Consider the following 21,986-nt stretch of genomic DNA (forward strand, 5'->3'; position numbering starts at 1 on the left):
GCACACGGGCTCACCCGTAGACCACCCCGGGCAGCCAGGTGATGATCTGCGGAAACGCCATGCAGAGGCTGAGGCCGACGATCTGCAGGAACAGGAAGGGCAGCGCCGCCTTGAAGATCGAGGTCATCGGGATCTCGGGCGGCGCGACCCCGCGCAGGTAGAAGAGCGCGTAGCCGAAGGGCGGCGACAGGAAGCTCATCTGCATGTTCACGAGGTAGAGCACCCCGAACCACAGCACGAGGTCGTCCATGCTGCTCAGCCCGAAAGCCTCGGGCCCCATGCCGCGCACGATGGGCACGAAGATCGGCACGGCGAGCAGTAGGATCCCCACCCGGTCGAGGAACATGCCGAGGATCACCAGCACGACCATCATCACGATCAGGATGCCCCACGGCCCGAAGCCGGTGGCGGCGAGCGCCCCTTCCACGAAGTCCTGCCCGCCCTCGAGCACGTAGAGGCCGACGAAGATCGTGGCGCCGAACATGATCCAGATCACCATGGCCGAGGCCTTGAGCGTGGTCAGCGACGCCTCGCGGATCGTGCGCCAGTCGAGCCGGCGGTGGATGGCGGCCACGATGAAGGCGCCGAAGGTGCCGATGCCCGCGGCCTCGACCGGCGTGGCGATGCCGGTGAAGATCACCCCGAGCACGATCACGATCAGCGCGATGGGCGCCGACATGTTGCCGAGGAGGAGGAGCTTCTCGCGGGGCGTGACCCGCTCGCCCGGCGGGATGGGCGGGCCGAGGCTCGGGTTGAGGTAACTGCGGACCACCACGTAGAGCACATACATCCCCGAGAGCAGAAGCCCCGGGAAGACCGCGCCCACGAAGAGCTCGCCCACCGACTGCTCCGCGACCACCGCGTAGATGATGGCGAGGATCGAGGGCGGGATCAGGATGCCCAGCGTGCCGCCCGCCATGATCGAGCCCATGGCGATCTGCGGGTCGTATGCGCGCTTGAGCATGGCCGGCAGCGCGATGATCCCCATGGTCACCACCGCCGCGCCGATCACCCCCACCATCGCCGCGAGGATCGTCGAGGCGAGGATCGTCGCCGCCGCGAGCCCGCCCTTGAGGCTGCCCAGGAGCTTGTAGATGACGTCGAACATCTCGTTGATGATGCCCGCCCGCTCCAGCATCGCCGCCATGAAGATGAAGAGCGGGATGGCCGAGAGCTGATAGTTCGTCATCAGGGGGAAGATGCGGCTCGGCACGATGTTGAGCGCCCGCGCGTCGCCGAGGACGAAGAGGAACACGCAGGCGAGGCCGCCGGTGACGAAGGCGAGGGGCAGACCCGCCATCAGGAGCGCGATCAGCGAGCCGAACATGATGAGCGTGAGCCACTCGATGCCGATTTCGAGTCCCATCTCAGTACTCCCGCGCGATCGCGCGTATGTCCTGCGCGAATTTGGAAACGCCCTGCAGGACGAGCAGCAGCGCGCCCAGCACCATCACCCATTTCATCGGCCAGAGCGGGATTTCCCACTCGTTGAAGCTGATCTCGCCCCAGCGGATGTTGGGATCGGTCCACTGCGCGAGGGTCCAGTCGGCCGCCGCCTGCCCCAGCGTGATCTCGCCGCGCGCCCAGTCGGAAATCAGCGCGTTGCCCGAGGGCACGGCGATGGCGTCCATCGCGAAGGTGTAGGTGGTGAAGAGCAACGTGAAGGCGAAGATGAAGAAGAAGACCGAGGTGAAGAGATCCACCCACGCCTTTCGCCGCCGCGACAGCGGTGCGTAGAACACGTCGACCCGCATGTGGGTCTCGGTCAGCATCGCGTAGGCCCCGGCGATGAGATACTGCATGCCGAACATCAGATACATCGCCTCGTGCGCCCAGTTGGTCGGGCTGTTGAACACGTAGCGGCTGATCACCTCGAAGTAGTAGACGAAGACGGCGATCACCGCCCAGTAGGCCACGAACTCGCCGCAGAAGAGCGACAGCCGGTCGATCCAGCCCGTCCACCCGCGCGAGACGTGGTCGGAATCCTGCGCGACCTCCTCGTGCTCGTGCGCCTCGAGCGCCTGTTCCGCCGCGCTCTCGGGCTCGGGGGGAAGCGTCGCGTTGGCCCGGCGCACGAGACCGGGCAGGAGGAGCGCGTCGAGCGCGATGCCCGCGAGCAGCAGGTAGAAGGCCCAGCGCGCCACGCTGCCCCACATCTCCAGCCGCTCGCGCGCCCGCTCCCGCACGGGCCGGGCCTCCTGCAGCTCGGCCTCCGCCTCGGCGATGCGGGTCTCGCCGGTCTCGATCGTCTCCTCGGCGCGCTCCAGCCGCCGCTCGGCCGCGCGCGCCGCGAAGGAGCCTTCCTCGGCCTCCTCCGCCGCGGCGCGCAGGTCGGACAGGTCGGCGCGCGCCTCGGCCACCCGCTCGGTCTCCCGGTCGAGGACGCGTTCGGCGACGCGCACCGTGTTGACCGCGTCCGAAACCGCGCTCCGCGCGTCCTGCCCCTGCGCGTTGGCGAAGAGGATCACGAGGAAGACGGGGATGAAGAGAAGCCCCGCGAGATTGCGCAGGTAGAGGCGGTGCAGCCCCAGAAGCCCCCCGCTGACGAGGATCATGTAGGCCAGCGGGACCGAGTAGATCCGGCGCCCGGGCCGCGTCCGGCGCGCGAGCGCCATGGCGATCAGCGGAAAGACGATCAGGCCCACCCAGTAGGCCCAGTGCGGCAGCGTGAAGCTCAGGCTGGGCATGGCGTCGCCCCCCCTGCGTCCAGTCGTGTCATGGTGTCACAATCCCGGCGAAAAGAGCCCGCGCCACCGGGGCGCGGGCCTGAAAGCGAGCCGTCCGGCGTGGCTCAGAGCTCCATGCCCTCGACGAGCGCGGGGTCCACGTAGCCGAGCGAGCCGGAGGTCATGTAATCCAGCTGGATCTGGAAGATGCGCGCCGAATTCGGATCGCGCCGCGCGTAGTCGAACCAGATCGGGATGGCGACCTCGGTCATCAGCTCGACGTCGTCCTGGCTGAGGCGGGTCACCTCGACGCCGTCGGCCTCGAACTTGGGCCAGGCCTCCTGGTCGGCCTTCTGGATCGCGGCGTGGTGCATGTCGGAATAGACATGCGTCTCCATCTCGACGAACTGCTTCATCTGCGGGCTCAGCGCGTCCCATGCCGCCTGCCCCACCGTGATGTCCATCAGGTCGACCGGCTGGTAGAGCGACATGAAGCCCGGCGGGCCCATGACGATGTAGTCGGTCACCTGGCTGAAGCCGAGCGCGTAGTTCACCGCGGGGCCCACGTAGTCGGCCACGTCGATGGTGCCCTTCTCGAGCGCCGGGAAGATCTCCGATCCCGGCAGGACGGTCGTCTCGGCGCCGATCTCCGTGAAGACCTCGGCCACCATGCCGCCCGGCAGGCGCATCTTGCGGCCCGCGAAATCGTCGATCGAGCGGATCGGCACCTTGGAATGGATGATGTTCGGCCCGTGGTGGACGGGGCCGACGAAATGCATGCCCTGCGCCGCGTAGAGCTCGCGCGCGATCTCGAGCCCGCCGAGCGAGTAATAGAACACGTCCCATTCGTGCGGGTTGCGCAGGCCGAGCGGATAGGACGTGAGGAACGTCGCGGCGGGGATGATGCCCTGCGCGTAGATTGTGAAGGGGTTCACCGCCTCCAGCACGCCGTTCTTCACCGCGTCGTAAAGCTGGAAGTCGCCGACGACGTCGTTCGCGCCGAAGGGCTCGAAGGCGAGCTCGCCGCCCGTCTTCTCGACGATGCTCTCGCACCACTCGCGGAACACCTGCAGGCCGGCGCCGCCCGGCCAGCTCGTCTGGATGCGCCAGGTCGTCGTCTGCCCCTGCGCGGTGGCGATGGCCGGCGCGGCGAGCGTCGCGGCGCCTGCAGCAGCGACCCGTCCGAGCGCGGCCCGGCGGGAAATCGGAGTTCTGATCATTCTGTCGTCCTCCCGGTTGAGCGGCGATCGGTAGGCGTTTCCTCCCACGCTTACCTGCCGCGCCCCCGAGAGGCAGCACCGCGCCTGCGTAGGGTAAAGTTCCCGATGCACCGGGGGTCTCCCGGATAGCGGAGCGGATGCCGCGCCCGGGTCCTCGCGCGACGCGGGCCGCACCCGCCGCGGGCGCTGCGCGCGCGGCCGCGGCAGCTCTTGATGCCTCCCACCGACAGACGCGCTGCCCGGCCCGATGTGCAACAGTCGCCACGGCGGCAGGGGCCGCGCCCCGCCCGGCCCGCGGCCTCGCGCCCGGTCCTTCTTCTTGGCTCAAATATCCTCGGGGGTGAATTGGCCGAAGGCCAAGAGGGGGCCGACGGCCCCCTCCGCCACACCGGATCCGGGCGCAGGCGCCGACAGGGCGCGCCTGCCGCCGATTTTCGGCCACGAAAAAGGCGCCCCGCGGGGCGCCTTTCCGATCCGGCGAGCTGCGCCCGCGTCAGTGCGTGACGGCGCCGACGCCCTCGGCGTTGCGCGCCGCCTCGGCGGCCGCGGCCTCCTCGGCGGCCTCGTCCCAGTCCACCGCCTCGGGCTGGCGGACGAGGGCGTGCTCGAGGACCTCCTTCACGTTCGAGACGGGGACGATCGTCAGCCCCTCCTTCACGTTGTCGGGGATCTCCTTGAGGTCCTTCTCGTTGTCGGCCGGGATCAGCACCGTGGTGATGCCGCCCCGCAGCGCCGCGAGAAGCTTCTCCTTGAGCCCGCCGATCTGCAGCACGTTGCCGCGCAGCGTGACCTCGCCGGTCATGGCGACGTCCTTGCGCACCGGGATCTGCGTGAGCACCGAGACGATGGAGGTCACCATCGCGATGCCCGCGCTCGGCCCGTCCTTGGGCGTCGCGCCCTCGGGGACGTGCACGTGGATGTCCCACTTCTCGAACTTCGGCGGCTTCACGCCGATGTCGGGCGCGATGGAGCGCACGAAGCTCGAGGCCGCGTCGATCGATTCCTTCATCACGTCGCCGAGCGTGCCGGTGGTCTTCATCCGGCCCTTGCCCGGCAGGCGCAGCGCCTCGATCGAGAGGAGATCGCCGCCCACGCTCGTCCAGGCGAGGCCGGTGACGACGCCGATCTGGTCCTCCTTCTCGGCGATGCCGTAGCGGAACTTCTTCACGCCGAGGTAGTCGTCGATGTTCTCCTCGGTGACCTCGACCCGACCGGCCTTGTCGCGGACGATCTCGGTGACCGCCTTGCGCGCGACCTTGGCCATCTCGCGCTCGAGGTTCCGCACGCCCGCCTCGCGGGTGTAGCGGCGGATGATCTCGAGGATCGCGCCGTCGGTCAGCGTGAACTCGTCCGACTTCAGGCCGTGGTTCTTGATCTGCTTCTGCAGCAGGTGCTGCTTGGCGATCTCGAGCTTCTCGTCCTCGGTGTAGCCCTCGAGCGGGATGATCTCCATCCGGTCGAGCAGCGGCCCCGGCATGTTGTAGCTGTTGGCCGTGGTGATGAACATCACGTCCGACAGGTCGTATTCGACCTCGAGGTAGTGGTCCACGAAGGTCGAGTTCTGCTCGGGGTCGAGCACCTCGAGCATGGCGCTCGCCGGGTCGCCGCGGAAGTCCTGTCCCATCTTGTCGATCTCGTCGAGCAGGATGAGCGGGTTCGTGGTCTTGGCCTTCTTCATCGACTGGATGATCTTGCCGGGCATCGAGCCGATGTAGGTCCGGCGGTGACCGCGGATCTCGGATTCGTCGCGCACGCCGCCGAGGCTGATGCGGATGAACTCGCGCCCCGTGGCGCGCGCCACCGACTTGCCGAGCGAGGTCTTGCCGACGCCCGGCGGCCCGACGAGGCAGAGGATCGGCCCCTTCAGCTTCTTCGAGCGGCTCTGCACGGCGAGGAACTCGACGATGCGCTCCTTGACCTTCTCGAGGCTGTAGTGATCCTCGTCCAGCACCTTCTGCGCGCGGTGCAGGTCCTTCTTGACGCGGGATTTCTTGCCCCAAGGGATCGACAGCATCCAGTCGAGGTAGTTGCGCACCACCGTCGCCTCGGCGCTCATCGGGCTCATGTTCTTGAGCTTCTTGAGCTCGGCCTCGGCCTTCTCGCGCGCTTCCTTGGAGAGCTTGGTGTTCTCGATGCGCTCCTCGAGTTCGGCGACCTCGCCGCCGTCCTCGCCGTCGCCCAGCTCCTTCTGAATGGCCTTCATCTGCTCATTCAGGTAATACTCGCGCTGGGTCTTCTCCATCTGGCTCTTGACGCGCGTCTTGATCTTCTTCTCGACCTGCAGAACGCTCATCTCGCCCTGCATCAGGCCGTAGACGTTCTCCAGCCGCTCGCTGACGGCGGTCGTCTCGAGAAGTTCCTGTTTCTGCGCGACCTCGATGCCGAGGTGACCGGCCACCAGATCGGCGAGCTTCGCCGGATCGGTCGCCTCCGACACGGCGGCGAGCGCCTCCTCGGGGACGTTCTTCTTGACCTTGGCGTAGCGCTCGAACTCGGCGGTGACGGTGCGCACCAGCGCCTCGATCGCCTCGGCGTCGCCGTCCGTCTCCTCGAGGTAGTCGGCCTCGGCCTCGAAATACTCGGCGTTCTCGACGAACTCGGTGATCCGCACACGCGCCTGCCCCTCGACGAGGACCTTCACGGTGCCGTCGGGCAGCTTCAGGAGTTGCAGGACGTTGGCGAGCACGCCGGTACGGTAGATGCCCTCGGGTGCCGGGTCGTCCTCGGCCGCGTCGATCTGCGACGACAAGAGGATCTGCTTGTCGTCCTGCATCACCTCCTCGAGCGCGCGCACCGACTTGTCGCGCCCCACGAAGAGCGGCACGACCATGTGCGGGAACACGACGATGTCCCGGAGCGGCAGAACGGGATAGGAGGTGTTCAGGGGATCTTGCATGAAAGCGTCCTTGTTCTTGGCTGAGGGAGCCCGGCCCCGCGATCGGCAACCTCGGTCCCTCTCCTCTCAGGGATCAAAGGTGGGAGCGCAGCCCCGGATTTCAACCGCGCCGCCCCTGAGCCCGCGGCCACCATGGGCCGGCCCGGGCGCCGGCGCAAGCGGGTCGCGCGCGCCCCGCGCGTTTGCGACAGAGACGCGCAGCCCTTACTGTCTTGATAAGTTCACTTGCCGGCGCGCGCGGCGCGCGCTAGCGCGCGCGGGAACGACAGACAGAGGGAGAGCGCCCCATGCGCATCGCGATTCTCGGCGGAGACGGCTTCGTGGGCTGGCCCACGGCGCTGCACCTCTCGCATCTCGGCCATGAGGTGCACATCCTCGACAACCTCTCCCGGCGGTGGATCGACACCGAGCTCGGCGTGCAGTCGCTGACGCCGATGGACTCGATCCAGGAGCGGTGCCGCATCTGGAAGGAAGTCTCGGGCGAGACGATCCGCTTCCACCTCCTCGACCTCGCGAAGGAATACGAGCGCCTGCGCCAGTGGCTCTCGGAGCACCGCCCCGACGCGATCGTGCATTTCGCCGAGCAGCGCGCGGCGCCCTATTCGATGAAATCCGACCGCCACAAGGTCTACACCGTCGACAACAACGTCTCGGCGACGCACAACCTGCTCGCCGCGATGGTGGAAAGCGGCGTCGACGCGCATCTCGTCCACCTCGGCACGATGGGCGTCTACGGCTACTCGAGCGTCGGCGCGGCGATCCCCGAGGGCTATCTCGACGTCGAGATCGAGAACCTCGAGGGCGAAAAGAAGGGGCTCGAGATCCTCTATCCGACGCGCCCCGGCTCGGTCTATCACATGACCAAGTCGCTCGATCAGATCCTCTTCCAGTTCTACGCGCAGAACGACGGTCTCCGGATCACCGACCTGCATCAGGGCATCGTCTGGGGCACCAACACCGATCAGACGAAGCGCCACGAACAGCTCGTCAACCGCTTCGACTACGACGGCGACTACGGCACGGTGCTGAACCGCTTCCTGATCCAGGCGGCGATCGACTATCCGCTGACGGTGCACGGCACCGGCGGGCAGACGCGGGCCTTCATCCACATCCAGGATTCGGTGCGCTGCATCGAGCTCGCGCTCGCCGACGCCCCGGCCGCGGGCGACCGGGTCAAGATCTTCAACCAGATGACCGAGACGCACCGCGTGCGCGACCTCGCCGAGCTGGTGGCGAAGCTCACCGGCGCCGAGGTGAAATACCTGCCCAACCCGCGCAAGGAGGCCGACGAGAACGAGCTCATCGTGAAGAACGAGCAGTTCCTCGCGCTCGGGCTCGATCCGACGACGCTGGCCGAGGGGCTCTTGGAAGAGGTCGTGGACGTGGCGAAGAAATACGCCCATCGCATCGACCGCTCGCGCGTGCCGGCCGTCTCGGCCTGGACGAAGGACATCGCGCAGCGCGTGGAGCGCGACCCGGAGGGCACCTCGCTCAAGTCCATCTCATGAGCGGCCTCGCGCCGGAGCGGCCCGCCCGCTCCGACCGCGCCTTCGTCACGCTGGTGACGAACGCGGATTTCGCGCGGGGCGCGGCGGCGCTCCTGCACTCGCTCGCGCTCACGGGCACGGAGAGCGACCGCGTGGTGCTCCACACCGGGGGCGTGGGCGAGGAGGCGCTCGCGCCCCTGCGCGGGCTCGGCGCGCGGCTCGTGGCGACCGACCTCCTGCCCACCTCGGACGCCTTCAATCAGGCCCATGCGCGCGACCGGCTGCACGGCGTGGCCCCATTCACCAAGGGGGAGAAGCCCGCCTTCCACACGCCGCTCGACAATTTCGCCAAGCTCCGGCTCTGGCAGCTCGACTACGCGCGCGTCGTCTTTCTCGACGCCGACACGCTGGTCCTGCGCCCGATCGACCGGCTCTTCGACTACCCGGAGTTCTGCGCGGCGCCGAACGTCTACGAGGGCCTCGGCGATTTCCACCGCATGAACTCCGGCGTCTTCACCGCGCGGCCGTCGCAGGCGACCTTCGAGGCCATGCTCGCGCGCCTCGACGCGCCCGGCGCCTTCTGGCGTCGCACGGATCAGACCTTCATGCAGGATTATTTCCCCGACTGGCACGGGCTGCCGGTCTTCGACAACATGCTGCAATACGTCTGGTTCAACCTGCCCGCGCTCTGGGACTGGTCAGCGATCCGGGTGCTGCACTTCCAGTACGAAAAGCCGTGGGAGGACCACGCCAAGGCCGACCGGCTGCGCCCGCTGATCGACCTCTGGCAGGCCTACGCGCGGGGCGAGGCGCCGGACCTCTCGGCGCTCGAAAACCCGTGAGGCTCGCGGTCACCGGCGGCACGGGGCTCGTGGGCCGCTTTCTCGTGGAGGCGGCGCTGGCGGCGGGCGACAGGGTGACGGTGCTGACGCGCCGCCCCCCGGACCCGGGGTTTTTCCCGGGCGCGGTGGAGCACGCAGCCTTTGACCTGACCGGCCCGCCGCCGCCGCTCGACGGGGTGGACGCGCTGATCCACGCGGGCTTCAGCCACGTTCCCGGCAAGTATCGCGGCGGCGAGGGCGACGACCCGGAGGGATTCCTCTCCGCCAACCGCGAGGGCACGCTCCGCCTCTTCGAGGCCGCGGCGCGGGCCGGGGTGGGCCGGGTGATCTTCCTCTCCTCGCGGGCGGTCTACGGGGATTACCCGCCCGGCACCACGCTGACCGAGGCGCTGCCCCCGCGGCCCGATACGCTCTATGGCGAGATGAAGGCCGAGGCGGAGGCCGCGCTTGCGCGCCTCCCCGGCGGCGTGACGCTGCGCGCCACCGGCGTCTACGGGCCGGCGGGGCCCGGGCAGCGGCACAAATGGGCCGATCTCTTCGCGCGCTTTCTCGCGGGCGAGCCGGTCGAGCCGCGCCGCGGCACGGAGGTGCACGGCGCCGACCTCGCCGCTGCGGTGCGGCTGGTTTTGGAGGCGCCGGCGGAGAAGCTCGGCGACGGGGTCTTCAACGTCTCGGATCTGCTGCTCGACCGGCGCGAGCTCTTGGCGGAGCTGGCGCGGGCGACGGGCTGCCCGCATCCCCTGCCCCCGGCGAGCGACGCGACCGTAAGCGTCATGCGCTGCGACCGCCTCGCGGCGCTCGGCTGGCGGCCGGGCGGCATGGCGCGGCTGCACGCCAGCCTGCCGGCGATGCTCGACGGTCTCGCGGGCGCACGGCGGCCCTGACGGGCCGCCGTGCGAAGCGCGCCCGCACGGGTGGGCTTCGCGCCAAGCGGTTTTCAAACCGCTTGCAAGGCGCTTGCAAGCGCCTTGGGCGCTCAGTCCAGCCGCACGCCCTCGCGGCCGGCGAGGTCCACGAAGAACTGCCAGGCGACCCGGCCCGAGCGCGCGCCGCGCGTGGCCTGCCATTCGATCGCCTCGGCGCGCAGCCGATCCTCCGGCACGTCGACGCCATGGGCCGCGCAATAGCCGCGGATCATGTCGAGATACTCGTCCTGCGAACAGGGGTGGAAGCCGAGCCACAGCCCGAAACGGTCCGAAAGCGAGACCTTCTCCTCCACCGCCTCGGCCGGGTTGATCGCTGTGGAGCGCTCGTTCTCGATCATGTCGCGCGGCATCAGGTGGCGCCGGTTCGAGGTGGCGTAGAGCGCCACGTTCTCGGGCCGCCCCTCCACGCCGCCGTCGAGCACCGCCTTCAGGCTCTTGTAGTGCTGGTCGTCCTGCGAAAACGAGAGATCGTCGCAGAAGAGCAGGAAGCGATGCGCCGAGGCCGCCCGCAGGAGCGACAGGAGCCGCCCGACGCTCGGCAGATCCTCGCGCTGAAGCTCCACGATCTTCAGGGGATGCCCCTCGCCCACCACCGCGGCGTGCACGGCCTTCACCAGCGAGCTCTTGCCCATGCCCCGCGCGCCCCAGAGGAGCGCGTTGTTGGCCGGCAGACCCTGCGCGAAGGCGCGCGTGTTGGCGAGCAGGATGTCGCGCACCCGCTCGATCCCGACGAGGAGGGACAGGTCTACCCGGTTCACGCGGCCCACCGGCTCCAGCCGGTCGGGCCCGGTGTGCCAGACGAAGGCCTCCGCCCCGTCGAAGTCGGGCGCGGGCCGCGGCGCGGGCGCCATGCGCTCCAGCGCCGCCGCGATCCGGCTCAGCGCCTCGGTGTCGGGGCCTGCGTCCCTCACCGGTCGCGCCCCTCGTCGTCGTCGCTCTCGTCCGCGTCGCGGTCGAACTCCTGCATCAGGGGGTCTTCGCCCTGATCGGCCTCGCCGTAGGGGTCGGCGTCGTCCTCGAACCAGAGGCCCTGCGCCTTGAGTTCAGCCTCGCGCTTGGTCTCGACGCGCTTCACCAGCCAGATGGAGACCTCGTAAAGGCCGTAGACCACGACGAAGAGGATCACCTGCGTGATGACGTCCGGCGGCGTGACCAGCGCGGCGAGCACCAAGATGCCGACGACGGCGTATTTGCGCACCGTCCGCAGCCCCTCGGCGCTGACGAGGCCCGCCTTGCCCATCAGCGTCAGCAGCACCGGAAGCTGGAAGCAGAGGCCGAAGGCCACGATGAATTTGATGGTGAGTGAGAGGTATTCCTGCGCCGAGCCCTGGAAGGCGATGCCGGCGGTCGCGCCCTCCGCCTCGCCCTGGTCGAGCACGCTGCCCGGCTGCTGGAAGCCGAGGAAGAAGTCGAAGGCGAGCGGCGTGACCACGTAATAGGCGAAGGCCGCGCCGAGCATGAACATGAAGGGCGAGGCCAGCATGAAGGGCAGGAACGCGCCCTTCTCCGAGCGGTAGAGCCCCGGCGCCACGAAGCGCCACATCTGGAAGCTGATCACCGGGAAGGAGAGCACGAGCCCGCCCAGAAGCGAGATCGAGACCGCGACGAAGAAGCCCTCCTGCAGCCTGATGAGGATCAGCCCGCAGTCGGACATGCCGCGCACGGCCATCGCGTTGCAGAGCGGCCGCGTCAGGAAATCGAAGATCGGGTTCCAGACGGTGAAGCAGATCACCATGCCGACGATGAAGGCCAGCACCGAGCGGATGAGCCGCGTGCGCAGCTCCGCGAGGTGCTCGATCAGCGGCGCCTGACTGTCGTCGATCCCGTCGACCTCTTCGGCGTTGCTCATTCCTTGCGTTCCTCAGGGGCGGGGCCGTCGTCCGGCGCGTCGTCGGGGCCGGTCGCGGGGGCCGCGTCGGGCGCGCCCGCGCCGTCGGCCGGGGCGTCGCTCTCGCCGGAGTTATCCCGCAGCGCGTCGCGGCGGGCCTGCGCCTCGGCCGCGCGCTGGCGCGCGAGCTTCGCGGTCTCGCTGTCGGGGTCCCAGCGCGCGGTCTCGCGCAGCGAATCCTCGACGCCGTCGAGGCCCATCGACTTCGCGCTGGTGGCGTCCTTGAAGCCCTTCGTGGCGTCCTTGAAACCGCGGGTCGCCTCGTTGACGCCGCTCTCCTCGGCCGCCTCGTTCATGGCGCGGGAGAACTCGCGCGCCATCCCGCGCGCCTTGCCCATGAAGCGGCCGACGTTGCGGAAGAGCACCGGAAGGTCCTTCGGCCCCACCACGATCAGCGCGACGATGCCGATGACGAGAAGCTCCGTCCAGCCCAGGTCGAGCATGGATCAGACCTTGTCTTTCTCTTGCTCCGTCGTCGTCTCGGGCGTGACGTCGCGGGCCTCCTCGGAGGACTGGTTCTCCAGCTCCTCGGTGCCGTCCTTGACGCCCTTCTTGAAGGCGGTGATGCCCTTGCCGACCTCGCCCATGAGCGAACTGATCTTGCCGCGTCCGAAGAGCACCAGAACGACGACCGCGATGAGAAGAAGGCCCGGAAGGCCGATGTTGTTGAGCATGGTCACTCTCCTCGTGGCAGTGGGGCGCCGCATGCGCCCACCCCTCCTGCGCCGAAGATGTAAGGGCTCGCCCCGCCCGGCGAAAGCGCGAATGCGGCCGCCGGGGGCGCGGAGGCGCAAGTTTTTGCACTCGCTCCTGCCACTATTGCGTCACCTGACGGAATAGTGGCAAACTCATGCGCGGGAGGCGACGCAATGGCGCGCAGCGACCGGCTCTACGCCCTGATCGAGGCGCTGCGGAGCGGCGGGCCGCACCGCGCGGAGGATCTCGCGGCGCGCTTCGGCGTCTCGGTGCGCACGATCTACCGCGACATGGAGACCCTCGCCGCCTCGGGCGTGCCGGTGGAGGGCACCCGCGGTCAGGGCTACCGCGCGAAGGCCGGGGTCACCCTGCCCTCGCTGGTGCTCGACGAGGCCGAGCTCGAGGTGCTGCACGTCGCGCTCGCCGTGATGGGCGGCGCCGAGGACGCCTCGCTGCGCGACGCGGCCGCCTCGCTCGCCGCCAAGATCGAGGAGGCGCTGCCCGAGGAACCGGGCCGCCGGGCGGAGGGCTTCGGCCTCGCCGCCTATCCCTTCGACGCGGCGGCGCGCGGCGCCGAGCACCTGCCGCCGATCCGCGCGGCGATCCGCGCGCGCCAGAAGCTGCGCCTGCGCCTCGCGGGGGGCGGGGGCGCGCGCGTGGCGCGGCCGCTCAAGCTTGAGTACTGGGGGCGGCTCTGGACCGCGGTCGTCTGGGACGAGACCGCCGCGGACTTCGCCGAGATCCGGGTCGACCGGATCGAGGAGCTCGCGGTCCTGCCGCAGCTCTTCGTCGACGAGCCGGGCAAGCGGCTCGCCGATCACGAGGCGCGGGCCTGAGCGCGGCGACCGCCGCGCCCGGCCCGGGCCGGATCACTCGATCTCGACGAGCTCGACCTCGAAGGTGAGGTCCTTGCCGGCGAGCGGGTGGTTCGCGTCGAGCGTCACCGTCTCGTCCGTGGCGGTGACCACGGTCACCGGCAGCACCTGCCCCTCGGGCGTCTGCATCTGCAGCCGCGTGCCGGGGTCGAGCGGGATGTCGGCCGGGATGCCCTCGCGCGGGATTTCCTGCTTCGCGGAGGGATCGTGCTGCCCGTAGGCATCGTCGGCGGGCACGTCGACGCGCTTGCTCTCGCCGACGCTCATGCCGGGGATCGCCTTGTCGAGCCCGGGGATGATCTCGCCCGAGCCGAGGGTGAACTGAAGCGGCTCGCGCTCGCGCGAGCTGTCGAAGGTCGAGCCGTCCGACAGCGTGCCGGTATAGTGGATACGGACGGTGTCGCCCGACTTGGCCTGAGTCATGAGGCCTCCTGCAAATTGATGGAAAGGGGGTGTCGTGCTTTCGAGGCCGCGCGCGACGCACGCGGGATGCTCGGTCGTCTCGCGTAGCGTGACGGAGGTGCCGGCGGATGTAAACCCCGCCCGACCGCTCTTGTCCCCCTGCGCGGAGACGTGCCACCTTGCCGGCCATGGTCGCCGACACGCCCCCGCGCCTCTGCGTCTTCGACGCCTACGGCACCCTTTTCGACGTGGCCGCCGCCGCGCGCCGCGCCGCCGCCGAGCCGGGGCGCGCCGCGCTCGCGGAGCGCTGGCCGCGCCTCGCCGAACTCTGGCGGCTCAAGCAGTTGCAGTACACCTGGCTGCGCGCGATCACCGGGGCGCACGCGGATTTCGGGACCGTCACCGGGGACGGCCTCGACTGGGCGCTGGAGGCCACGGGCCTCGCAGGCGATGCGGAGCTGCGCGCGCGCCTCCTCGCGCTCTACCGCGAGCTCGACGCCTACCCGGAGGTGCCGGCGGTGCTCGACGCGCTGCGCGCGGGCGGCCGGGGCACGGCGATCCTGTCGAACGGCTCGCCCGAGATGCTCGCCGCGGCGGTCGGGAGCGCGGGCCTCGCCGATCGGCTCGACGCGGTCCTATCGGTCGAGGAGGTCGGCATCTTCAAGCCGGCGCGCGCGGTCTACGACCTCGTCGGCGCGCATTTCGCCACGGCGCCGGACGAGGTGCTCTTCGTCTCGGCCAACGGCTGGGACGCGGCCTCGGCAGCGGCCTACGGCTTCCGCACCGTCTGGGTGAACCGGGCGGGCGATCCGGTGGACCGCCTGCCCGCGCGCCCGCAGCATGTCGCGCCCGATCTTTCCGACGTCCCCCGGCTGGCAGGTCTCTGAATGCCCCGTTTCACCACCTCCGACGGTCTCTCGCTCTTCTACAGCGACGAGGGAACGGGCCGCCCCGTGCTCTGCCTCGCCGGGCTCACCCGCAACGGGACCGATTTCGACTACCTCGCGCCGCACCTGGCGGGGGCGGTGCGCCTGATCCGGATGGACCACCGCGGGCGCGGGCGCTCGGACTGGGCCGAGGACCCGATGACCTACACCATCCCGCGCGAGGCGGCGGATGCGACCGAACTGCTCGACCACCTCGGCCTCGCCTCGGCGGCGGTGCTCGGCACTTCGCGCGGGGGGCTGATCGCCCTCTTCCTCGCCGCCACGGCGCGCGCGCGGCTCGAGGCCGTCCTGCTCAACGACATCGGCCCGGTGCTGGAGCCCGCGGGGCTCGAGCCGATCATGGCCTACCTCGGGCGCGACCCGACATGGACGACGGTGCGCGAGGCGGTCGCGGCGCGGGCGCAGGCGATGGCCGGCTTCGAGGGCGTGCCGGACCACCGCTGGCGCGAGGAGATCGACCACCTCTACCACGTCCTGCCCGAGGGCCTGCGCAACGCCTACGACCCGCGCCTGCGCGAGGCGGTGGCCGAGGCCGGCGCGAAGGGCGCCGCCGATCTCTGGCCCTGGTTCGACGCGCTCGAGGGGCTGCCCACGGCCGTGATCCGGGGGGCGAATTCCGATCTCCTGAGCCGCGAGACCGTCGCGGAGATGCGCCGGCGCCGCCCCGACCTGATCGCCGCCGAGGTGCCCGGTCGCGGGCACGTCCCCTTCCTCGACGAGCCCGAGTCGCTCGCCGCGATCCGGGCCTGGCTGGAGCGGGCGGCATGAGCGTGACCGACACGCCCGAGGCCGCCGACGCCGCGATGATCGAGGCGGCACGCGCCCGGCTCGCCGGGCACATCCGGCGCACGCCGCTCCTCTCCTCGCCCTTCCTCGACGAGATCGCCGGGCGGCGCGTGCTGGTGAAGGCCGAGTGTCTGCAGCACACCGGCAGCTTCAAGGCGCGCGGCGCTTGGTCGGCGGTCTCGGCGCTGGCGCCGGAGGTGCGCGCGCGCGGCGTCATCGCCTATTCGAGCGGCAACCACGCGCAGGGCGTCGCCCATGCCGCGCGGGCCCACGGCGTGTCGGCGGTGATCGTGATGCCCGCCGATGCGCCCCGGTTCAAGATCGAGACCACCCGCGCGCTGGGCGCGGAGGTGGTGCTCTACGACCGCGCGAACTTCGAAAGTCGCGAGGAGATCGGCGGGCGCATCGCCGCCGAGCGGGGCCTCACGCTGATCAAGCCCTACGACGACCCGCTGGTGATCGCCGGTCAGGGCACCGCCGGGCTCGAGATCGCCGAACAGGCCGCCGAGGCCGGCGTCGCGGAGGCCGACGTCGTGGTCTGCGCCGGCGGCGGCGGGCTCTCGGCGGGGATCGCGCTCGCGCTCGAGGCGCGCGCGCCGGGGCTCCGGGTGCGCACCGCCGAGCCCGCGGGCTACGACGACTGGGCGCGCTCGCTCGTCTCCGGCCGGCGCGAGCGCAACGCGACCGAGGCGGGCGGCTTCTGCGACGCGATCCTGACGCCCGAGCCCGGCGCGCTCACCTTCCCGATCCTCGCGCGCCGCGCCGGGCCCGGGCTCGTCGTCACCGACGACGAGGTGCGCCAGGCCATGGCGCTCGCCTTCACGCGGCTGAAGATCGCCGCGGAACCGGGCGGCGCCGTCGCGCTCGCCGCGGCGCTCTTCCGGCCCGAAGAGATCGCGGGCGAAGCGGTGATCGCCACCGTCACGGGCGGCAACGCGGACCCGGCGCTCTTCGCCGAGGTGCTGACGCAGGCGGCCGGCTAGGGGCGATTTTTCGGACGAAAAATCGCCCCGACCGCGCTGGCCCGCTTCCGAAAAATCTTCGTACGAAGATTTTTCGTCCGCCAGCCCGCGATTGACTTGGCCGGAGGCGCGCGGTTTTCTCCGCGCGCAGGGGAGACGGGAGGACACCATGCGCACGCAGGTCGCGATCATCGGGGGCGGGCCGTCGGGGCTGCTGCTCGGGCAGCTCCTGCATCGCGCGGGCATCGACAACGTCGTGCTCGAGCGCCGCTCGCGCGACTACGTGCTCTCGCGCATCCGCGCCGGCGTGCTCGAGACGGGCCTCGTGGAGCTCATGCACGAGGCCGGCGTCGGCGAGCGGATGGAGCGCGAGGGGTTCGTCCACGACGGCACCATCATCGCCAGCGGCGACGACCAGGTCCGGATCGATTTCAAGGCGCTGACCGGCAAGCACGTGCTCGTCTACGGCCAGACCGAAGTGACGCGCGACCTCTACGCGGCGCGCGACGCCGCCGGGCTCGAGACGCTGCACGACTGCCGGGGCGTGAAGCCCCACGATCTCGACACCGCCGCGCCCTTCGTCACCTTCCTGAAAGACGGCAAGGTGCACCGGCTCGACTGCGATTTCGTCGCCGGCTGCGACGGCTACCACGGTCCCTGCCGGCAGGAGATCCCGCAGGAGGTGCGCCGCGAGTACGAAAAGACCTATCCCTTCGGCTGGCTCGGCGTCCTCTCCGAGACGCCGCCGGTCGCGGACGAGCTCATCTACGCAAACTCGCCGCGCGGCTTCGCGCTCTGCTCGATGCGCAACGCGCAGCTCAGCCGCTATTACATCCAGTGCGACCTTTCGGATCAGCCCGACGACTGGACCGATGGCATGTTCTGGGACGAGCTCCGCCGCCGCATCCCGGCCGAGGCCGCCGAGCGGCTGGCGACCGGCCCCTCGATCGAGAAATCCATCGCGCCGCTGCGCTCCTTCGTCTGCGAGCCCATGCGCTGGGGGCGGCTCTTTCTCTGCGGGGACGCGGCGCACATCGTACCGCCGACGGGCGCCAAGGGGCTGAACACCGCCGCCTCGGACGTGCGCTATCTGCACGAGGCGCTCAAGCGCTTCTATCACGACCGCGACGACGAGGGGCTCGAGCGCTATTCCGAGACCGCGCTCGCCCGCATCTGGAAGACCGAGCGCTTCAGCTGGTGGTTCAGCTCGCTCATGCACCGCTATCCCGACCAGTCGGAGTTCGACCTGCGCATCCAGCAGGCCGAGCTCGCCTTTCTGCGCGACAGCCCGGCGGCGCAGCGGGCGATGGCGGAGAACTACGTGGGGCTGCCCTACTGATGCGGGTGGCCGATCTCGACGGGCTGCGCGTCCACTGGCGCGAGGACGGCGACCCGGCGGGCGCGCCGGTGGTCTTCGCCAATTCGCTGGGCACCGACCTCCGCCTCTGGGACGCGGTGATCCCGCGTCTGCCGGCGGGGCTGCGGCTCATCCGCTACGACCTGCGCGGTCACGGGCTGAGCGATGCGCCGCCCGGCCCCTACGCGATGGGCCAGCTCGTGACCGACGCCGAGCGGCTGCTCGACCACCTCGGGGTGCGCGACGGTGTCTTCGTCGGGCTCTCCATCGGCGGCATGATCGCGCAGGGCCTCGCCGTGAAGCGCATGGATCAGGTGCGCGCGCTCGTGCTCTCGAACACCGCCGCGCGGATCGGCACGCCGGAGATGTGGGAGGCGCGGATCGCGACCGCGCGGGACGAGGGCCTCGCGGCCATGGCCGACGCGATCCTCGAGCGCTGGTTCACGCGCGGCTTCCGCGAAAGCGCCGAGATCGCGCTCTGGCGCAACATGCTGATCCGCCAGCCGGCCGAGGGCTACGCCGCCTGCTGCGCCGCGATCTCGGGAACGGATTTCTACACGCCGACCTCGGGCCTGCGCCTGCCGACGCTGGGCATCGCGGGCTCCGACGACGGCTCGACCCCCGCCGATCTGGTGCGCGAGACGGTGGAGCTGATCCCCGGCGCCGAGTTCCGCGTGATCCGCCGCGCGGGGCACCTGCCTTGCGTCGAGCAGCCCGCGGCCTTCGCCGAGGCGCTGACCGACTTCCTGAGCGCGGTGGGCCATGGCTGAGGTCCTGCTGATCCACGGCTCCTGCCACGGCGCCTGGTGCTGGCGCGACCTCATCCCGGCGCTCGCGGCGCGGGGGCACGCCGCCCGCGCCATCGACCTGCCGGGCCACGGGGAGGACGCGACGCCCCCGGGCGAGGTGACGCTGGACGCTTACGCGGAGGCCATCCTCTCCGCGATCGACGCGCCGGTGGTGCTCGTCGGGCACTCCATGGCCGGCTTCCCGATCACCGCGGCGGCGGAAAAGGCGCCGGAGAAGATCGCGCGGCTCGTCTATCTCTGCGCCTATGTGCCGGCGGGCGGCGTCTCGCTCGTGGAGATGCGCCGGGCCGCGCCGCGCCAGCCGCTGCTGCCGGCGCTCGAGAGATCCGCCGACGGGGCGAGCTTCTCGGTCCGGCCGGAGATGGCGCCGGAGGTCTTCTATCACGACTGTCCGGAGGCGGCCGTGGCCCACGCGGTCCCCCGCCTCTGCACACAGCCCGTGGCGCCGCAGGCGACGCCGCTCGCGGTGACGGAGCGCTCGCGCGCCCTGCCCCGCGATTACATCCTCTGCACCGACGACCGGACCATCCCGCCGGAGCATCAGGCGACGATGACGGCCGACTGGCCGGCCGACCGGGTGCACGAGATGGCCACCGGGCACTCGCCCTTCTTCGCCGACCCCGCGGGCCTCGCCCGGCGCCTCGACTACATCGCGGAGGGGTCGTGAGCGCGCTTTACGAGCGGCTCTTCGACGCCGGAGAGGGCGCGCGGCTCTTCACCGACGGGGCGGAGATCCGGGCGATGCTCGTCGTCGAGGGCGCGCTCGCCGAGGCGCAGGGGCGGCTCGGCGTGATCCCCGAGACGGCGGCGCAGGCGATCCGCCGCGCCGCGCACGAGGTCACGCCCGACCCCGCGGTGCTCGCGGCCGAGACGGGCGCGAACGGCGTGCCGGTGCCGGGGCTCGTCGCCGCCTTCCGCAGGGCGATGGGCGCGCCGGAACACGCGCAATACGTCCACTGGGGCGCGACGAGCCAGGACATCCAGGACACCGCCCTGATGCTCCGCCTGCGCCAGGCGCTCGCCCACGCCGAGGCGGAGATCGCGGCGACCCTCGCCGCGCTCGCGCGGCTCGCCGACGCGCAGGCGGAGCGCCCGATGGCCGCGCGCACCTACGGGCAGGTCGCCACGCCCACGAGCTTCGGCGCGGTGGCGGCGGGCTGGGGCTGGCCGCTCCTCGATCTGCTCGACGAGCTCGCGGCGCTGCGCCGGGCGAGCCTCTGGGTCTCGCTCTCGGGCGCGGCGGGCACGGCGGCGGCGCTCGGCCCGCGCGCGGGCGAGACGCGGGCGGCGATGGCCGAGGCGCTCGGCCTCTTCGATCCGGGGCGGAGCTGGCACACGGACCGCGGGCCGGTGCTGCGCCTCGCCGACTGGGCGGCGCGGGGGGCCGACGCGCTCGCCAAGATGGGCGACGACGTGATCCTGATGACGCAGACGGGCCTCGGCGAGATCGATCTCGGCGCGACGGGCGGCTCGTCCACCATGCCGCAGAAGGCCAACCCGGTCGGCCCCTCGGCGCTCGTCGCGCTCGCCGGCGAGGTGCGGTCGAGCCAGGCGGCGCTGCACGCCGCGGGAAGCCCGCGCTGGCAGCGCGACGGCGCGGCCTGGTTCGCCGAATGGCGCGCGGTACCGGCGCTCTGGACCGCCTTCCTCGCCGCCGCGCGCCACGCGCGCGCGCTCGCCGGGACGCTGGCGCCCGTTCCGCAGGCGATGGACGCGGGCCTCGGTCTCGCCGGCGGCGCGGCCTGCGCGGAGGCGCTGAGCTTCGCCCTCGCCCGGCGGATGCCGCGGCCCGAGGCGCAGCGCGAGGCGAAGCGGCTCGCCGCGGCGGCCGCGGCGGAGGGCACGACGCTCGCCGCCGCCGCGCGCGCCGCGCATCCCGACCTGCCGCCGGAGACCTTCGAGGCGCACGCGCAGCTCGGCACCGCGCCCGACGAGGCGCGCGCCTTCGCCGCCCGCGTGCGGGCGCGGGGATGAGCGCATCGCCCGACGGTGCGGCGCCGCGCGGCCGGCTGCCCATCCTCTTCATCATGGCGACCGTCACCATCGACTCGATGGGCATCGGGCTGATCCTGCCGGTTCTGCCGGACCTGATCCTCGAGATCGAGGGCGGCACGCTCGCCGGCGCGGCGCTCTGGGGCGGGGTGCTCGCGACCTCCTTCGCGGTGATGCAGTTCCTCTGCGGGCCGCTCCTCGGCGCGCTCTCGGACCGGTTCGGGCGGCGGCCCGTGCTGCTGGTCTCGCTCGGCGTGATGGCGCTCGACTATCTCGTGATGGCGGTTGCGGGCACGATCTGGCTCCTCCTGGCGGCGCGGATCGTGGGCGGGATCACGGCGGCGACGCAGGCCACGGCGACCGCCTTTCTCTCGGACATCTCCGCGCCGCAGGAAAAGGCCGCGCGCTTCGGCCTCGTGGGCGCGAGCTTCGGGCTCGGCTTCGTGCTCGGCCCGCTCTTCGGCGGGCTTCTGGGCGAAATGGGCACGCGCGCGCCCTTCTACGCCGCCGCGGCGCTTTCGGGTCTGAACCTTCTCCTCGGTCTCGCCGTCCTGCCCGAGACGGTGACGGCGGCGACGCGCCGGCCCTTCCGCTGGGGCGCCGCCAATCCCCTCGGCGCGGTGCGGCGGATCGGGCGGCTGGCGGGGGCGTGGCGGCTCATGACCGTCTTTTTCCTCAACCAGGTCGCCTTCTACGTCTACCCGGCGACCTGGGCCTATTTCACCCAGGCGCGCTTCGGCTGGGAGCCGGGGTTGACCGGCGTCTCGCTCGGCGTCTTCGGGCTGAGCATCGCCGTCGTTCAGGGCGGGCTCATCCGCGTGGTCCAGCCGCGCCTCGGCGAGCGGCGGATGGTGGGCGCGGGGCTCGCGCTGTCGGTCGGCGCCTTCACGGCGCTCGCCCTCGTCCCCTCGGGCGCCGTCGTCATGGCGCTCATCCCGTTCGCCGCGCTGGGCGCGATCGCGCCGCCGGCGCTGAAGTCGATCATGGCGCAGGCCGCGAGCGCCGACGAACAGGGCACGCTTCAGGGCGTCCTGACGAGCGTGAACGCGGTGGCGGTGATCCTCGCGCCGCTCCTGATGACCTCGACCTTCGCCGCCTTCACCCATCCGGGCGCGCCGGTCGCCTTCCCCGGCGCGGCCTTCCTGCTCGCCGCGATGCTCGTCGCCGCGGCGCTCGCCGTCTTCGCGCGCCACGCGCCCGCCGTTGCGTAAGCGGCGTGGCGGTCCGGGTTGCGC

The 21,986-nt window shown here is 71.1% G+C and carries 21 protein-coding genes; 12 read left to right on the forward strand and 9 right to left on the reverse strand.

What is annotated here, in order from left to right:
- Nucleotides 1-10: 10 nt before the first annotated feature.
- From DRV84_RS03035 to lon, 4 genes are all read right to left on the reverse strand, one after another.
- Nucleotides 11-1,366 (reverse strand): TRAP transporter large permease, encoded by a 1,356-nt coding sequence (locus DRV84_RS03035; protein ID WP_115978381.1) that lies wholly within the window; start codon nt 1,364-1,366, stop codon nt 11-13.
- Nucleotide 1,367: 1 nt separating this feature from the next.
- Entirely contained in the window at nt 1,368-2,687 is a 1,320-nt protein-coding gene (locus tag DRV84_RS03040; RefSeq protein WP_115978382.1) for a TRAP transporter small permease subunit, read from the reverse strand.
- A gap of 104 nt (nt 2,688-2,791) precedes the next feature.
- Entirely contained in the window at nt 2,792-3,886 is a 1,095-nt protein-coding gene (dctP, locus tag DRV84_RS03045; RefSeq protein WP_115978383.1) for a TRAP transporter substrate-binding protein DctP, read from the reverse strand.
- Between the two features lie 493 nt (nt 3,887-4,379).
- Entirely contained in the window at nt 4,380-6,782 is a 2,403-nt protein-coding gene (lon, locus tag DRV84_RS03050) for an endopeptidase La (protein ID WP_115978384.1), read from the reverse strand.
- 287 nt (nt 6,783-7,069) lie between these two features.
- Between lon and DRV84_RS03055 the strand changes: the two genes are divergently transcribed.
- From DRV84_RS03055 to DRV84_RS03065, 3 genes are read left to right on the forward strand one after another with little or no spacing between them, the layout of a single operon-like run.
- Entirely contained in the window at nt 7,070-8,290 is a 1,221-nt protein-coding gene (locus tag DRV84_RS03055; protein WP_115978385.1) for an NAD-dependent epimerase/dehydratase family protein, read from the forward strand.
- The gene (locus tag DRV84_RS03060; protein ID WP_115978386.1) at nt 8,287-9,111 is read left to right on the forward strand and encodes a glycosyltransferase; all 825 of its coding nucleotides are present in this window, start codon (nt 8,287-8,289) and stop codon (nt 9,109-9,111) included. Before DRV84_RS03055 ends, DRV84_RS03060 begins: the two co-directional genes overlap by 4 nt.
- On the forward strand, nt 9,108-9,995 hold the full coding sequence (locus tag DRV84_RS03065; RefSeq protein ID WP_115978387.1) for an NAD-dependent epimerase/dehydratase family protein: 888 nt from the start codon (nt 9,108-9,110) through the stop codon (nt 9,993-9,995). The genes DRV84_RS03060 and DRV84_RS03065 overlap by 4 nt, the downstream gene beginning before the upstream one ends.
- Nucleotides 9,996-10,087: 92 nt before the next feature.
- Here DRV84_RS03065 and DRV84_RS03070 read toward each other — a convergent pair whose 3' ends face one another.
- Genes DRV84_RS03070 through DRV84_RS03085 form a run of 4 tightly spaced genes read right to left on the reverse strand, consistent with a single transcriptional unit; the run spans nt 10,088 to nt 12,599 of the window.
- Nucleotides 10,088-10,888, reverse strand: a complete 801-nt coding sequence (locus DRV84_RS03070) for an ATP-binding protein (RefSeq protein WP_115978482.1) — start codon at nt 10,886-10,888, stop codon at nt 10,088-10,090.
- A gap of 56 nt (nt 10,889-10,944) precedes the next feature.
- Nucleotides 10,945-11,886, reverse strand: coding sequence for a twin-arginine translocase subunit TatC (gene tatC, locus DRV84_RS03075; RefSeq protein ID WP_115978388.1), 942 nt, complete (start codon nt 11,884-11,886; stop codon nt 10,945-10,947).
- Nucleotides 11,883-12,368, reverse strand: coding sequence for a Sec-independent protein translocase protein TatB (gene tatB, locus DRV84_RS03080; RefSeq protein WP_115978389.1), 486 nt, complete (start codon nt 12,366-12,368; stop codon nt 11,883-11,885). Before tatB ends, tatC begins: the two co-directional genes overlap by 4 nt.
- Nucleotides 12,369-12,371: 3 nt before the next feature.
- The gene (locus DRV84_RS03085) at nt 12,372-12,599 is read right to left on the reverse strand and encodes a twin-arginine translocase TatA/TatE family subunit (RefSeq protein ID WP_115978390.1); all 228 of its coding nucleotides are present in this window, start codon (nt 12,597-12,599) and stop codon (nt 12,372-12,374) included.
- 195 nt (nt 12,600-12,794) lie between these two features.
- On the opposite strand from DRV84_RS03085, the gene DRV84_RS03090 reads away from it, so the two are divergent.
- Nucleotides 12,795-13,457: a helix-turn-helix transcriptional regulator gene (locus tag DRV84_RS03090; RefSeq protein ID WP_115978391.1), complete on the forward strand. Its 663-nt coding sequence runs from the start codon at nt 12,795-12,797 to the stop codon at nt 13,455-13,457.
- A 33-nt stretch (nt 13,458-13,490) separates the two neighbouring features.
- Here the strand turns inward: DRV84_RS03090 and DRV84_RS03095 are convergent, their stop codons facing one another.
- Nucleotides 13,491-13,919 carry an FKBP-type peptidyl-prolyl cis-trans isomerase gene (locus DRV84_RS03095; protein ID WP_115978392.1) on the reverse strand — a complete coding sequence of 143 codons (429 nt, stop codon included), beginning with the start codon at nt 13,917-13,919 and terminating at the stop codon, nt 13,491-13,493.
- 167 nt (nt 13,920-14,086) lie between these two features.
- Here DRV84_RS03095 and DRV84_RS03100 point away from each other — a divergent pair, with 167 nt between their 5' ends.
- The 8 genes from DRV84_RS03100 to DRV84_RS03135 all read left to right on the forward strand — a co-directional run bounded on the left by DRV84_RS03100 (nt 14,087) and on the right by DRV84_RS03135 (nt 21,962).
- Nucleotides 14,087-14,785 carry a haloacid dehalogenase type II gene (locus DRV84_RS03100; RefSeq protein ID WP_115978393.1) on the forward strand — a complete coding sequence of 233 codons (699 nt, stop codon included), beginning with the start codon at nt 14,087-14,089 and terminating at the stop codon, nt 14,783-14,785.
- Entirely contained in the window at nt 14,786-15,613 is an 828-nt protein-coding gene (locus DRV84_RS03105) for an alpha/beta fold hydrolase (protein WP_115978394.1), read from the forward strand. It begins immediately after the preceding gene.
- On the forward strand, nt 15,610-16,614 hold the full coding sequence (locus tag DRV84_RS03110) for a threonine ammonia-lyase (RefSeq protein WP_115978395.1): 1,005 nt from the start codon (nt 15,610-15,612) through the stop codon (nt 16,612-16,614). The genes DRV84_RS03105 and DRV84_RS03110 overlap by 4 nt, the downstream gene beginning before the upstream one ends.
- Before the next feature lie 148 nt (nt 16,615-16,762).
- Nucleotides 16,763-17,932 (forward strand): 4-hydroxybenzoate 3-monooxygenase, encoded by a 1,170-nt coding sequence (gene pobA / locus DRV84_RS03115; RefSeq protein WP_115978396.1) that lies wholly within the window; start codon nt 16,763-16,765, stop codon nt 17,930-17,932.
- Nucleotides 17,932-18,720, forward strand: a complete 789-nt coding sequence (pcaD, locus tag DRV84_RS03120) for a 3-oxoadipate enol-lactonase (protein WP_115978397.1) — start codon at nt 17,932-17,934, stop codon at nt 18,718-18,720. The genes pobA and pcaD overlap by 1 nt, the downstream gene beginning before the upstream one ends.
- Nucleotides 18,713-19,426 carry an alpha/beta fold hydrolase gene (locus tag DRV84_RS03125; protein ID WP_115978398.1) on the forward strand — a complete coding sequence of 238 codons (714 nt, stop codon included), beginning with the start codon at nt 18,713-18,715 and terminating at the stop codon, nt 19,424-19,426. Before pcaD ends, DRV84_RS03125 begins: the two co-directional genes overlap by 8 nt.
- Nucleotides 19,423-20,733 carry a lyase family protein gene (locus tag DRV84_RS03130; protein WP_239994968.1) on the forward strand — a complete coding sequence of 437 codons (1,311 nt, stop codon included), beginning with the start codon at nt 19,423-19,425 and terminating at the stop codon, nt 20,731-20,733. The genes DRV84_RS03125 and DRV84_RS03130 overlap by 4 nt, the downstream gene beginning before the upstream one ends.
- On the forward strand, nt 20,730-21,962 hold the full coding sequence (locus DRV84_RS03135; RefSeq protein WP_115978399.1) for an MFS transporter: 1,233 nt from the start codon (nt 20,730-20,732) through the stop codon (nt 21,960-21,962). Before DRV84_RS03130 ends, DRV84_RS03135 begins: the two co-directional genes overlap by 4 nt.
- The last annotated feature ends 24 nt before the right edge of the window (nt 21,963-21,986 follow it).

The organism is Rhodosalinus sediminis, from assembly GCF_003385555.1.
GTDB classification, from domain to species: Bacteria; Pseudomonadota; Alphaproteobacteria; order Rhodobacterales; family Rhodobacteraceae; genus Rhodosalinus; species Rhodosalinus sediminis.